This window comes from Pseudomonas fluorescens (assembly GCF_902497895.1).
Taxonomy (GTDB): domain Bacteria; phylum Pseudomonadota; class Gammaproteobacteria; order Pseudomonadales; family Pseudomonadaceae; genus Aquipseudomonas; species Aquipseudomonas fluorescens_BP.
The window spans coordinates 39986-53764 of the sequence record NZ_CABVHQ010000031.1 but is presented as its reverse complement, the minus strand read 5'-3'; the positions used below and the strand labels follow the sequence as shown (position 1 = coordinate 53764).

Here is a 13779-nt window from a genome sequence, read left to right as displayed (position 1 = left end):
GGCATGTTCAACGGCAAATCGATTTTCATCTCTGGCGGCACTGGCTCGTTCGGACGCAACTTCATCCGCCGCTTGCTGGAACAATACCAGCCCAAGCGGGTGGTGGTGTTTTCCCGTGACGAGCTCAAGCAGTACGAGATGCAGCAGACGTTCAACGCACCCTGCATGCGCTATTTCCTGGGTGACGTGCGCGATGCCGAACGTTTGCGCCAGGCCATGCGCGGAATCGATTACGTGGTGCATGCCGCGGCCCTCAAGCAAGTGCCGGCGGCCGAGTACAACCCTACCGAATGCATCCGCACCAACGTCAATGGTGCGGAAAACATCATTGCCGCGGCCATCGACAATGGTGTGAAAAGGGTCATCGCCTTGTCCACCGACAAAGCGGCGAGCCCGATCAATCTGTATGGCGCGACCAAGCTGCTGTCGGACAAATTGTTCGTTGCGGCGAACAACATCGCTGGCGACCAGCAAACCCGCTTTGCCGTGGTGCGCTATGGCAACGTCGCCGGTTCCCGTGGTTCGGTGGTGCCGTTCTTCAGCAAGTTGATCGGCGAGGGCGCGCGCGAGCTGCCCATCACCGATGAGCGTATGACCCGTTTCTGGATCACCCTGGATCACGGCGTGCAGTTCGTTCTCGACAGCTTTGCACGGATGCACGGTGGTGAGGTTTTTGTACCGAAGATCCCGTCGATTCGTATTGTCGATCTGGCAAGGGGCATGGCCGTGCATCTGCCGCACAAAAACGTCGGTATTCGTCCGGGTGAAAAGCTCCATGAACTGATGGTACCCCTGGACGATGCGCGGATGACCCTGGAGTTCGTCGATCACTACACCATTCAGCCGTCGATTCGCTTTACCAGCGTCGACGTCGATTTTGCCGTGGATGGTCTGGGCGAGCAGGGTAAACCGGTGGGGGAAGACTTCGAATACCGCTCTGATACCAACCCGCAATTCCTCTCGGTGGGGCAGATTGCCGAGCTGCATGCCGAGCTGTCGGCATGATCCCCTACGGTCGGCAAAGCCTGGACCAGGCGGATATCGATGCGGTGGTTGCCGTGTTGCAGTCCGACTGGTTGACCCAGGGTCCGACCATCGAGCGTTTTGAACAGGCCATGGCTGAGCGTTGCGAGGCCGGTCATGGGGTGGCGGTGTGCAATGCCACTGCTGCCTTGCACATCGCCTGTCTGGCGGCTGGGCTGGGGCCGGGCGATCGACTCTGGACCACCCCCAATACCTTTCTGGCCTCGGCCAACTGCGGTCGTTACTGTGGCGCCGAAGTGGACTTCGTTGATATCGACCCACTCACCTGGAACCTCGATGCCAATGCGCTGGCGCTCAAGCTCGAAGCGGCAGAGCGCAACGGTACTCTGCCCAAAGTGCTGGTGGCGGTGGCCTTCTCCGGGCAGAGCTGTGACATGCAGGCCATCGGTAAACTGGCCGAACGCTATGGCTTCACGGTGATCGAAGATGCCTCCCACGCAGTCGGTGCTTCATATGCCGGGCGCCCGGTGGGATGTGGTGAGTTCGCGGCGATGACGGTGTTCAGTTTCCATCCGGTGAAAATCATCACCAGCGCCGAAGGCGGGATGGTGCTGACCAATCGCCCGGAGCTGGCTGAACGCTTGCAGCGTTTGCGCAGCCACGGCATGACCCGCGACCCCGGGCAAATGACTGAGCCGAGCCACGGTCCCTGGTATTACCAGCAGATCGAACTGGGTTTCAATTACCGAATCACCGACCTTCAGGCTGCACTGGGGTTGTCGCAACTGAACAAACTCGAGAGTTTTATCGCCCGGCGCCGTGAACTGGCCGCCCGTTATGAGCGGTTATTGGCGGACCTGCCGTTGAGCTTGCCCAGTGCTCAGCCCGGTGCGCAATCGGCCTGGCATTTGTACGTGGTGCGTTTGCAGCTCGATCGAATCAAATCCACTCATCGAGAAGTCTTCGAGGCGCTGCGGGCGGCGGGGATTGGCGTTAATCTGCACTATATTCCGCTGCACTTGCAGCCGTATTACCGTGAGCTGGGGTTCACCGAAGGCGATTTCCCTGAAGCCGAACGCTACTACACGCAAGCCATCAGCTTGCCGATGTTTGCGGCCTTGACCGATGGGCAACAGGACTACGTGGTCGAGCAGATGGGCCAACTGGTTAAGCAGGAGCTATAGCACCCTTGAGCGCAATCGCAATCATCCCCGCCCGTGGTGGCAGCAAACGCATTCCGCGCAAGAACCTCAAGCTGTTCGACGGCGAGCCGATGATTGCCCGTTCGATAGGTACCGCGCTGGACTCGGGTTTGTTCGAGCAGGTGGTGGTCAGCACCGATGACGAAGAAATTGCCGAGTTGGCCCGCGCCCGCGGGGCAACAGTGCCGTTCATGCGCCCAGCGGCGCTGGCGGATGACTTCACCGGGACCGCGGCGGTGATCGCCCATGCCTTGAATGCCCTGCATGAGCAGGGGCAGGAATTCGATTATGCCTGCTGCATCTATGCAACCGCGCCGTTGCTGCAAACCCGCTATTTGTATGAAAGCCTGGACGCGTTGGAGAGGTATCCGGAAAAATCCTTTGTCTTCTCTGTATGTGGTTTTGGATTCCCCATTCAACGGGCCTTGACCATCGATGCTCAAGGCGCGGTGGCTTCGCTCTACCCGGAATTTCGCGAGACCCGCTCCCAGGATTTGCCTGTCGCCTATCAGGATGCCGGGCAGTTTTACTGGGGCCGAACCGAGGCCTGGTTGCGCGGCGATGTGTTGTTCTCCGAAAAAAGCTTGCCAATCATTCTGCCCCGGCATCTGGTGCAGGACATCGACACCGAAGAGGACTGGACGCGGGCCGAGTACCTGTACGCCGCCTTGAAGGCCAGTGGAGAGCTTTCGTGAGAGTGCTGATTCGCGCCGATGCCTCGCTGCTGATAGGTAGCGGCCATGTGGCGCGCTGCCTGACCCTGGCCAAGGTGCTTGGCCAGTATGGCGCGCAGGTGGCGTTCGCCTGTCGCAGGCTGCCCGGCAACCGTTTGGAGCATCTGCAAGCACAGGGTTTCCAGACGTTCGCGCTACCTGATCAATACCCGCAAGAACATCCCGAGCTGGACATTGAGACGCTATTGCCCTGGCAAGCCGAAATTGCCGCGCTTCAGGACGCCCTGAAGTCCCAGGTCGGATTCGACTGGATCATCGCCGATCACTATGGCCTCGATCATCATTGGCAGACTGCCGCCCGACAGTGGGCGCCGCGAATCGCGGTGATCGACGATCTGGCCAATCGGCAACATGAGGCCGATCTGCTGCTCGATCAGAATCTGGCGGCGACCACGCACGGCTATGGGCCATTGATTGATGTTCGATGCCAACAATTGCTTGGCCCGCGTTTCGCCTTGTTACGCGATGAGTTTCGTCGCGAACCAGTTGTGATCAAAAGGCAGGCGCGTCGGGTGCTGGTGAATTTCGGCGGTTTTGATGCAGTGGGTGAGACCCATAAAGCCATGCAGGCGATGGCTGGTTTCACTGAACTGGAGGTCGATTTTGTTGCGGGCGTCGACCATCCGGCCTGGGCACAGATGCAAATTTTGGCTGCTAGTCACCCCAATTGGCGCCTGCACAGCTATGTCAGCGATTTTGCCCGATTGATGACCGAGGCCGATCTGTTTGTCGGCGCGGGCGGCGGCACCAGTTGGGAGCGCGCGGCCCTCGGTCTGCCGACGATCTGCATCGCCGTGGCTGACAATCAGCAATTGAATGGCGAACGCCTGGCAACCGCCGGGGGCCACGTGTATTTGGGAGCCAGAGAACAGGTCAGTGTGGAGCAGCTGCGCCAGGCCATCGAGTTTTTGGCCGGCAATTATGGCTTGCGGCAAAGTCTGGCGCAGCGGTCCCGACAGCTGGTCGATGGATTGGGCGCGCAGCGCGTGGCAGTCGCGTTGTCGGGTGCTGCTTTGCAGTTGCGCCAGGCGACGATTGACGATGCACGACTGCTGTTTGATGGACGCAATGCCGAGTCGGTTCGTCGTTGGGCTCTGCAGCCAGAAGCAATAAGCTGGGAAAACCATCTGGCCTGGCTCGCCGCCAGTCTGTGCAATCCACAGCGCTTGCTGTTGATCGCTTCGGTGGCTGACGGCCCGGTCGGGGTGCTGCGCTATGACCGCGACCAGGCTCAGGCCGAGGTATCGATTTATCTGTTCGAGGGGCGTTCGGGGTTGGGTTGGGGCAGGGCGTTACTGGCGCGAGGTGAAGCGTTTGTGGTTGCGCACTGGCCTGATATACGCCTCATTACGGCTCAAGTGCTTGCGGCCAATCACGGGTCGTCGAGTTTGTTTCGCCGCGCCGGCTACCAGCAGAATGCCTGCGAGTTCAGGCGGGTCTTAAAGGATCATCCACATGACTAGTTTCAAGATTGGCTCGCGCTCGATCGGTGCCGATGCGCCGCCGTTTATCATCGCCGAGATGAGCGGCAACCATAACCAGTCGCTGGAACTTGCGCTGCAAATCGTTGAGGCGGCGGCCAAGGCCGGTGCCCATGCCTTGAAGTTGCAAACCTACACCGCCGATACCATGACCCTGGACCTGGCTCACGACGAGTTCTTCATCAAGGATCCCGATAGCCTCTGGGCAGGTTCTTCGCTGTATGCGCTGTACGAAAAAGCCCATACGCCATGGGAATGGCACGCGCCGATTTTTGCCCGGGCCAAAGAGCTGGGCATGCTGGCGTTTTCGACGCCCTTCGATGAGACCGCGGTGGACTTCCTCGAAAGCCTGGACGTTCCGGCGTACAAAATCGCCAGTTTCGAAAACACCGATTTGCCGTTGATTCGCCGGGTCGCCGCCACCGGAAAACCATTGATTATCTCCACCGGCATGGCCAGCATCGCCGAACTGGACGAGACCGTCCGCGCCGCCCGAGCTGCCGGCTGCAAGGATCTGGTGTTGCTCAAGTGCACCAGCACCTACCCGGCCTCCCCGGAAAACAGCAATGTACGCACCATCCCCCACCTGCGGGAGCTGTTCGGTTGTGAGGTCGGGCTGTCCGATCACTCCATGGGCGTCGGCGTTTCAGTGGCGGCGGTAGCGCTCGGAGCTACGGTGGTGGAAAAACACTTCACCCTGGATCGTAGCGCTGGCGGTGTGGATGCGAGTTTTTCCCTGGAGCCGGCCGAGTTGGCCAGCCTGGTCATCGAAACCGAACGTGCCTGGCAGGCCTTGGGGCAGGTGCGTTATGGCGTTACCGAGGCTGAGCGCAAGTCGCTGGTTTATCGCCGTTCACTCTATGTGACGCGGGATATGGCGGCCGGCGAGGTCTTCAATGGTGATAACGTCCGGGCGGTCCGTCCGGGGCTTGGACTGGCCCCCAAGCACCTCGATGCCGTCCTCGGTCGACCCGCCCGACAGGCTCTGATGCGTGGTACACCACTGGATTGGGCGTTCGTCCTATAGCAGCTTGTGTGGCTGATTCGGCAAAATAGCGTGACCTGTGAGTCATAACGCGCATCTTCACTGTATTGTATTTATCGGGAAGGTGGCGCCTGGCCTCTGATTTGGCTCAGTGATAGCCTTTTACTCTTCCCGCTGTCGCCTTCCTGGGGTGACGTAAAATTTCTGTTTGTCGGCGCCCCCTCGATTCCTGCGAGCGGTGGTATTGGGCTGTTTATTATTGGGAAGCCGTAATGATTGGCATAAAAAGCATTGCGAGCTACGTTCCTGTAGCCGGCGTAGACAATTACGCACAGGGTGCAAAATTCGAAAAGGATGAAGAGTTCATCCTGGGGAAAATCGGTTCCGCTTTTCTGCCACGCAAAGACGCTGGACAAGAAACCTCGGACCTGTGCGTCGAAGCAGTCAATGCCTTGTTCGCCAACAATCCCGAGCTCAAGCGCGAATCCATTGACGTACTGATCGTCGTCACCCAGAACGGAGATGAAGAAGGGCTGCCGCACACCTCGGCCATCGTTCAGGACAAGCTGGGTCTGCCGACCACCGTGGCCGCTTTCGATATCTCTCTGGGTTGCTCGGGTTATGTCTATGGCATCTACGCGATCAAAGGCTTCATGGAAGCCGCGGGTCTGAAGAACGGCCTGCTGGTGACCGCTGATCCGTATTCAAAAATCGTCGACCCGGAAGATCGCAACACCACCATGCTCTTCGGTGATGCTGCAACGGCCACCTGGATGGGCGAAGACGCGCCGTGGCAACTGGGCAAAGCCAAGTTCGGCACTGACGGCTCTGGTGCACCGCACCTGAAAGTCACTGATGGCGTGTTCTACATGAATGGTCGCCAGGTGTTCAACTTTGCCCTGTTGAAGGTTCCGGCGCACTTGCACGAGCTGCTCAACGATTCCGGCCTGCAGGCTAGTGATATCGATGCATTCTGTATTCACCAGGGCAGTGCGGCCATCGTCGATGCCGTGGCGCGACGCTTTGAGGGCGAGCCCGAGAAGTTCATCAAGGACATGGTCGAGACCGGGAATACCGTGTCCTCGAGCATTCCGCTGCTGCTTGAGAAACATGTGCTCGATTCGACCTGGAAACGCGTCGCAATCAGCGGTTTTGGCGTAGGTCTGTCCTGGGGTTCGGCTATTCTTCAGCGGTCTTGATGGGCAAAACAGAGGCACAAGAAATAGCGCTCAAGGTGTAACCTTGGGCGCTATTTTTTTGCATGTAACCAAGAGCGAGGCAGCATGAGCGAGAGTTTCCAGCGCAATGCCGAGGTGATACAGGCTCGCTGGCCAGTGCTGCTTGCGCGGCTGATGGCCGAAGACAGCACCGCGTTGCAATTCGAACTGGTGGAAGGCTTGGGCTCGACCCTGAGTATTGCCGGTATTCAGCTCACCAGTCGCCATGACCGCACTCGTGAAGCCCGCCTTCAGGCCGGCAGCTTGCCGTCAGCTGCGGTGTTGCATGTTTACGGTACCTGCCTCGGAGATCTGCAGCAAGTGCTGCTGGAACGGTCTGATCTTCAGCGTTTGAACGTTCATATCCTCAATGGCGCGCTGTTCGTGCTGGTGCTGCAACACCTCGATCAGCAGCAATGGCTCGCTGATCCGCGAGTTGAGTTGGTGTATGCCGGTGATTTGCCGGAAATCCAGTTGCCGTTTTTCGCGCTACCCGCCGAGCTTGTGCTGGCGGATGATTTCAATGCCAGAATTCGCGATCGATTGGTCAGCGAAGTGCACTTGAGTTTCAACAATCGCGAATTCGACCCGCAGTCCCCACAGATCATCCAGCGGTTGCAGGAGAGTCTTGAGCTATTGCGCACGGATCGGGATGTCGCCGAGCTATTCTCCACAGGCGCGGGCCAGGAAATCTATGTGATTGCTACCGGGCCAAGCCTGGTAGAGCATTTCGATAAGCTCAAGGCGCTGCGCGAGCAGGCGCTACGACCGATGTTTATCTGCGTCGATACGGCCTATAAGCCTTTGCGCGAGCATGGCATCAAGCCGGATCTGGTGGTCAGCATCGATCAGAAAATCAGCACGCGGCATTTACCGCCCGAGAACTCCGACGACATCACTTTGGTATATCTGCCCCTGAGCGATCCGCTGGTGTTGAGGGCCTGGAAGGGCGCGCGCTATGTGGGGTACTCCGCCAGCCCGGTCTATGCCAAGGTCCGCCAGCAGATTAGCAGGGCCGAGCTCTATGTCGGTGGTAGCGTGATCCATCCGGCGGTGGATCTGGCGGTGAAGATGGGAGCAACCCGAATCACCTTGTTCGGTGCCGACTTCGCTTTCCCGATGGACAAGACCCACGCCGGATGGAATGACGGTGACCTGGGGCCTGCTGTCAGCATCGCCAAGCACTGGGTGCTCGATGGCCATGGGCAGCGGGTAAAGACCCAGTTGAATTTTCGCAGCTACCTGTGTGAGCTGGAGCGTTACATCGCCGGGCATCCACAGGTGCGCTTTTTCAACAGCAGTCGGGCTGGGGCAATGATTGCCGGCACAAGGTTCAATCGGGAGTTCGTGCAATGAGCCGGTTGGCGCAGTGTGTCATCGAGTGTCGGCGGTGCGCCGGGCTGTTTCGTCTCGGACGTGATGTCGAGGCGGCGTTAGCCATGGTTGATGTCTTCGATGAGGCGCAGGGTTTGATTCAACGATCCCCCGCAGATACCCAACAGCAATGGACGCGCTTGCTGACCCTGATGCTGGCCTGTCAGGAAGCACAGGACTGGCTGGGGCTTGCCGACTCGATGGAGTATGAATTGATCGACTTGCTGGAAACCAGCCAGACTGACTTCTGAACACCCGCTTCTGAAAAAGCCCGTGCCGGTAAAAGCGATTGGCTGACTACTTATTGCCGGCAGTTCCCTGACGTCATTTTTTCCTCGTTAACCCTGCGCCAGGCCTTTGTTTTCTGGGGGGTGGCAGTGTGATAGCAATTTTTTAAAAAAAAGCCCTCAAGCAACCTGCGATTGCGACGATAACTATTACGAAGGTTCTCTAGGCCACACCCGGCGGTTGCCAGGGCCGGAAGCCGCAGTACCCAACCAACGAGGATTTCGTCATGGCTTTAACCGTAAATACCAACGTTACGTCGCTGTCGGTTCAGAAAAACCTGAACAAATCCACCGACGCTCTGTCGACTTCCATGACTCGTCTGTCTTCCGGCCTGAAAATCAACAGCGCTAAAGACGACGCTGCCGGCCTGCAGATCGCTAACCGCATGACCAGCCAGATCCGTGGTCAGACCGTCGCGGCAAAAAACGCCAACGACGGTATCTCCATGGCTCAGACCGCTGAAGGCGCTCTGCAAGAGTCCACCAACATTCTGCAGCGTATGCGTGAACTGGCTGTTCAGTCGCGAAACGACACCAATGGCACTGCTGACCGTACCGCTCTGAACGCAGAGTTCGGGCAGATGTCCGACGAACTGACGCGTATCGCCAACTCCACCCAGGTGAACGGCAAGAACCTGCTGGACGGCACTGCCGGTACCATGAGTCTGCAAGTAGGCTCGAACACTGGTTCGTCTAACCGCATTGACCTGGTTCTGAGCAGCAGATTCGATGCCGCTCAACTGTCCGTAGCCAGCGGTAGTGTTTCGATCACCGGTACCAGCGCCACTGCCAGTGTCAACATCGATAACGCAATCACTGCAATCGATGCTGCTATGGACACCATCAACAAGACTCGTGCAGCGTTGGGTGCTTCGCAAAACCGTCTGACCAGCACTATCTCCAACTTGCAGAACATCACTGAAAACGTGACTGCTGCTCAAGGCCGTATCCAGGACACTGACTTCGCAGCTGAAACAGCTAACCTGACCAAACAGCAAACTCTGCAACAAGCTTCCACCGCTGTTCTGGCGCAAGCCAACCAGCTGCCTTCCGCTGTACTGAAACTGCTTCAGTAATATCGGATTGAGTTTTGGCGGGGGAGTGCGCTTGTCGTGCTCTCTCGCTTTTTACGTTAAGAGGTGATGGATATGGACATGAGCGTAAAGCTGAACTTGTCTTACCCTGCCGCGAAGCCGGCGAGTAACACTGCCGACAAGCCGGCTGAAGCGCCTCGGGTCGAAAACGCGAAAGTGGTGGCCGAAAGTAAAGACTCGGATCCTGACGAGCTGAGAATCGCCGTACAGGAAATCGAAAAATTCGTGCAGTCGGTCAAGCGCAACCTGGAATTTTCGATTGATGAAACGTCGGGCAAGGTGGTGGTCAAGGTCATTGCCAGCGAGTCCGGCGCAGTTATACGACAGATTCCTTCCGCAGAAGCCATCAAACTGGCGGATAGCCTGCACAATGCAAGCAGCGTGTTGTTCGACGCCAACGTCTGACAATTGGCATGAATAGTGTTTGTACGTTATTCAGTTACGGCTAGTGGTCAATAGACCGGCGACAGACTGATAGGGAGATGCACATGGCAAGTCCAATTTTACCGGGTTCGGGTCTGGGCTCCGGCCTTGATATCGGGGCGATCGTTACGGCGTTAGTCGGCGCTGACAAGTCGGCCAAGCAAACCCAGATCAGCAATCAGACCAGCCTCAATACCTCGAAGATTTCCGGTATCGGTTCGTTGAAAAGTGCCCTGGCTGCCTATCAGGCCGCCATGACCAAGCTCAACAGCAAGACCAGCCCGGCCTTCTCGGGTTTCGCCGCCACCTCGTCTACGCCCGCAACCCTGACCGCGACCTCCGATAACACAGCGGTGAACGGTAGCTACAGCATTGACGTAGGGAACCTGGCCACCAGCTCGAAGATTGCCAGTGCTTCGTTTGCCGGGGGTGCCAGCAGTGCCATTCCGACTGGTGCCTTGAAAATCAGTCAAAATGGCACTGATTACAACGTCGCTATTCCAACTGGCGCCACCTTGCAGTCGACCCGTGACGCGATCAACAGCACCCTGCAGACCCAAGGCATCACCGCTAACATCGTCACCGACAGCAGCGGCTCGCGGCTGGTTATCGGTTCGACGGCCACCGGTGCCGGTTCCGATCTCAAGACCAGCGGTATCGCCGGTCTGATAATCGATGGCACGGTCGATATGGGCGCTACTCCCGGTCCCACAAGCTCTGGAAATATCGGTGGTATTGCCAAGGATGCAAAACTCACGATCGACGGCCTGGCCGTCACCAGCAAGAGCAATACGGTCACCCAGGCGATCGGCGGGATCAGCATGACGCTGTTGGCGGAAGGTAAATCGACCGTTACGGTTGCGACCAATACGGATGGTCTGAAGACCTCCCTGCAGTCGTTTATCGATGCTTACAACACCCTGACGCAGACCATAAACTCCTTGAGCAAGGCCAGTCTGGACACTGATGGCAAGCCCACCATCGCGGCGGCAATGACCGGCGATGCCTTGCCGCGCTCGTTGATTGCCGCCGTGCGCAATGAGCTGGTCGCGCTTGGGGCGGGCGGTGATTTATCGGTGTTGTCGCAGTTAGGGATTCAGACTTCCCAGAAGGACGGCACGCTGTCCCTTGATTCTACCAAGTTCACCAAGGCGATGAACGAGAAGGGTTTGGGTAGCGAAGTCCAGACCTTGTTCAGCGGCACTACCAGCACCAACGGCCTGCTGGCGCGCATGGGAGCGGCAATCAAGCCCTACGTGCAGACTGGCGGCATCCTCGATCAGCGTACCAACCACTTGAGCAAGCAAAAAAGCGAACTGACCACTCAGCAGGCGGCGCTGGACCTTCGGGTTGCCAATCTGACAGCTTCCCTGACCGCCAAGTACAACGCCATGGACCTGTTGGTCGGGCAAATGAAGGCAACGGCGAGTAGCATAACCTCCTTCTTTGCCTCGTTGAATGCGCAGAAGGCCAGCAATTAATCATGAGTGATTGACAAAAAACCGGCTGCGTTTTTTGCGCGCCGGTTTTTTGCCTTTCGATTTTAAAGTTTCTTGACTCGTGAACGATACATTAAGTATGCGAGTCATTGAGTGATGATGAGGTAGAACATGAATCCGATGCTAGCCCTTCGGCAATATCAGAAGATTGGAGCGCAAGCCCAAACCTCCGAAGCCAGTCCACACCGTTTGGTACAGATGCTGATGGAAGGCGGGCTGGACCGTATTGCCCAGGCTCGGGGAGCCATGGAGCGCAAGGATATTCCCGGCAAGGGCGAGTTGATCAGCAAGGCCATCGGGATTATCGGTGGGCTGCGTGAAGGTCTCGATCTGGAGGCGTCGCTCGAATCTCTGGGGAGCCTGGACAATCTGTACGTCTACATGATCAAGCGTCTGGCCGAGGCCAACGTCAAGACCGATCCGAAGATTCTCGACGAAGTCGCCGATTTGCTTCGCACGGTTAAAGAAGGCTGGGACGCCATCGCTGTGCCAGGTCCGCAGTTCTAAGGAGATCATCATGAGTCTTGTATTGCAGCGTATCGAGCAAGCCCGTGAAGCCCTGGTCGATGCCTTGGCCGAGCGCAACTGGGAAGCTATCGGTCGATTGGACCTGGCTTGCCGTTCCTGCATTGAAGACGTTATGAGCGAGGTTCCGGCAGATGAAGCGGCTTTGCGGGAAAATCTGCAGGAGTTGCTCGGGGTTTACCGGCAATTGCTGGAAACAGCGATGGGCGAACGCCAGAGCATAGTCGACGAGATGTCTCAGATCCAGCAAGCTAAGAGCGCGGCAAAGGTTTACCATCTGTTCGGCTGATCTGGCTCAGTTAATCCGAATATAGTGCGCCATAAATTTGACTGTGCACGTTTTTTTGACTTAACTAGTGCTGTTTCAAGATTTCAGACGTCTATCAGTAGAGAAAATGCTTGCAGACGTCTAGCTGCCCCCGTATTTCCGGGCATTGAGTTGACTAGGGAAGTTGCTATTGCATGTGGCGTGAAACCAGAATTCTGCTGATTGATGACGATAGCGTCCGTCGCCGCGACCTGGCGGTGATTTTAAATTTTCTTGGCGAAGAAAATTTACCCTGCGCAAGCCATGATTGGCAGCAGGCTGTCGGCTCTTTGTCATCCAGTCGTGAAGTGATTTGCGTCCTGATCGGGACCGTAAATGCTCCTGGCGCGGTTTTAGGCTTGCTTAAGACACTCGCAACCTGGGATGAGTTCCTTCCGGTTTTGTTAATGGGCGATATTTCGCTCACTGACTTGCCTGAAGACCAGCGTCGGCGGGTGCTTTCGACCCTGGAAATGCCGCCCAGCTACAGCAAACTCCTTGATTCCCTGCATCGCGCCCAGGTCTACCGCGAGATGTACGATCAGGCGCGCGAGCGCGGTCGGCATCGCGAACCCAATCTGTTTCGCAGCCTGGTCGGCACCAGCCGGGCGATCCAGCATGTGCGGCAGATGATGCAGCAAGTGGCCGATACCGATGCCAGTGTGCTGATCCTCGGCGAGTCCGGTACCGGCAAGGAAGTAGTCGCGCGCAACCTGCACTACCATTCCAAGCGGCGTGACGGGCCGTTTGTGCCGGTCAATTGCGGGGCGATTCCGGCCGAGCTGCTGGAAAGTGAATTGTTCGGTCACGAGAAGGGCGCCTTCACCGGGGCGATCACCAGTCGTGCCGGGCGTTTCGAACTGGCCAACGGCGGTACGCTGTTCCTCGACGAGATCGGCGACATGCCGTTGCCGATGCAGGTCAAGCTGTTGCGCGTCTTGCAGGAACGCACCTTTGAGCGCGTCGGCAGCAACAAGACCCAGAGTGTCGATGTGCGGATCATTGCCGCGACCCACAAGAACCTCGAGAGCATGATCGAGGTCGGCACGTTCCGCGAAGATCTGTATTACCGCCTGAACGTGTTCCCGATCGAAATGGCGCCGCTGCGCGAGCGCGTCGAAGATATTCCGTTGCTGATGAACGAGCTGATCTCACGCATGGAGCACGAGAAGCGCGGATCGATCCGCTTCAACTCGGCGGCGATCATGTCGCTGTGCCGTCACGGCTGGCCGGGCAACGTCCGTGAGTTGGCCAACCTGGTGGAACGCATGGCGATCATGCACCCGTACGGGGTGATCGGGGTGGTCGAGCTGCCGAAGAAATTCCGTTACGTGGATGATGAAGACGAGCAACTGGTCGACAGCCTGCGCAGCGACCTGGAGGAGCGGGTGGCCATCAACGGCCACGCCCCGAACTTCGCCGCTGGCGCGATGCTGCCGCCGGAAGGCCTGGACTTGAAAGACTACCTTGGTGGTCTGGAGCAGAACTTGATCCAGCAGGCGCTGGATGACGCCAATGGCATCGTGGCTCGGGCTGCCGAGCGCCTGCGGATTCGTCGCACCACCCTGGTGGAAAAGATGCGCAAGTACGGCATGAGCCGGCGTGAGGGTGATGAACAGGCGGAGGATTGACGCCTAATGTTCTGGCCCCGCACATTCCTCGTAGCA

At 57.8% G+C, this 13779-nt stretch carries 14 protein-coding genes; all 14 read left to right on the top strand.

Annotated features, from left to right (window positions below; all coding sequences use genetic code 11):
* Positions 1 to 3 precede the first annotated feature (3 nt).
* The 14 genes from pseB to F8N21_RS16885 all read left to right on the top strand — a co-directional run bounded on the left by pseB (position 4) and on the right by F8N21_RS16885 (position 13743).
* Positions 4 to 1005 (top strand): UDP-N-acetylglucosamine 4,6-dehydratase (inverting), encoded by a 1002-nt coding sequence (gene pseB, locus F8N21_RS16950; protein ID WP_150643211.1) that lies wholly within the window; start codon positions 4 to 6, stop codon positions 1003 to 1005.
* On the top strand, positions 1002 to 2168 hold the full coding sequence (gene pseC / locus F8N21_RS16945) for a UDP-4-amino-4,6-dideoxy-N-acetyl-beta-L-altrosamine transaminase (protein WP_150643210.1): 1167 nt from the start codon (positions 1002 to 1004) through the stop codon (positions 2166 to 2168). Before pseB ends, pseC begins: the two co-directional genes overlap by 4 nt.
* Before the next feature lie 5 nt (positions 2169 to 2173).
* Positions 2174 to 2881 (top strand): pseudaminic acid cytidylyltransferase, encoded by a 708-nt coding sequence (pseF, locus tag F8N21_RS16940; protein WP_150643209.1) that lies wholly within the window; start codon positions 2174 to 2176, stop codon positions 2879 to 2881.
* The gene (gene pseG, locus F8N21_RS16935) at positions 2878 to 4383 is read left to right on the top strand and encodes a UDP-2,4-diacetamido-2,4,6-trideoxy-beta-L-altropyranose hydrolase (RefSeq protein WP_150643208.1); all 1506 of its coding nucleotides are present in this window, start codon (positions 2878 to 2880) and stop codon (positions 4381 to 4383) included. Before pseF ends, pseG begins: the two co-directional genes overlap by 4 nt.
* Positions 4376 to 5428 (top strand): pseudaminic acid synthase, encoded by a 1053-nt coding sequence (gene pseI / locus F8N21_RS16930; protein ID WP_150643207.1) that lies wholly within the window; start codon positions 4376 to 4378, stop codon positions 5426 to 5428. Before pseG ends, pseI begins: the two co-directional genes overlap by 8 nt.
* 230 nt (positions 5429 to 5658) lie before the next feature.
* Positions 5659 to 6585, top strand: coding sequence for a ketoacyl-ACP synthase III (locus F8N21_RS16925; RefSeq protein WP_150643206.1), 927 nt, complete (start codon positions 5659 to 5661; stop codon positions 6583 to 6585).
* 84 nt (positions 6586 to 6669) lie between these two features.
* The gene (locus F8N21_RS16920) at positions 6670 to 7959 is read left to right on the top strand and encodes a motility associated factor glycosyltransferase family protein (RefSeq protein WP_150643205.1); all 1290 of its coding nucleotides are present in this window, start codon (positions 6670 to 6672) and stop codon (positions 7957 to 7959) included.
* The gene (locus tag F8N21_RS16915) at positions 7956 to 8228 is read left to right on the top strand and encodes a hypothetical protein (RefSeq protein ID WP_150643204.1); all 273 of its coding nucleotides are present in this window, start codon (positions 7956 to 7958) and stop codon (positions 8226 to 8228) included. The genes F8N21_RS16920 and F8N21_RS16915 overlap by 4 nt, the downstream gene beginning before the upstream one ends.
* Before the next feature lie 263 nt (positions 8229 to 8491).
* Positions 8492 to 9340, top strand: coding sequence for a flagellin domain-containing protein (locus F8N21_RS16910; protein WP_150643203.1), 849 nt, complete (start codon positions 8492 to 8494; stop codon positions 9338 to 9340).
* Between the two features lie 72 nt (positions 9341 to 9412).
* Positions 9413 to 9763: a flagellar protein FlaG gene (locus F8N21_RS16905; protein WP_150643202.1), complete on the top strand. Its 351-nt coding sequence runs from the start codon at positions 9413 to 9415 to the stop codon at positions 9761 to 9763.
* Between the two features lie 83 nt (positions 9764 to 9846).
* Entirely contained in the window at positions 9847 to 11262 is a 1416-nt protein-coding gene (gene fliD / locus F8N21_RS16900; RefSeq protein ID WP_150643201.1) for a flagellar filament capping protein FliD, read from the top strand.
* A 129-nt stretch (positions 11263 to 11391) separates the two neighbouring features.
* Positions 11392 to 11787 carry a flagellar export chaperone FliS gene (fliS, locus tag F8N21_RS16895; RefSeq protein WP_150643200.1) on the top strand — a complete coding sequence of 132 codons (396 nt, stop codon included), beginning with the start codon at positions 11392 to 11394 and terminating at the stop codon, positions 11785 to 11787.
* Positions 11788 to 11797: 10 nt separating this feature from the next.
* On the top strand, positions 11798 to 12094 hold the full coding sequence (fliT, locus tag F8N21_RS16890; RefSeq protein WP_150643199.1) for a flagellar protein FliT: 297 nt from the start codon (positions 11798 to 11800) through the stop codon (positions 12092 to 12094).
* A gap of 173 nt (positions 12095 to 12267) precedes the next feature.
* Positions 12268 to 13743: a sigma-54 dependent transcriptional regulator gene (locus F8N21_RS16885; protein WP_150643198.1), complete on the top strand. Its 1476-nt coding sequence runs from the start codon at positions 12268 to 12270 to the stop codon at positions 13741 to 13743.
* The last annotated feature ends 36 nt before the right edge of the window (positions 13744 to 13779 follow it).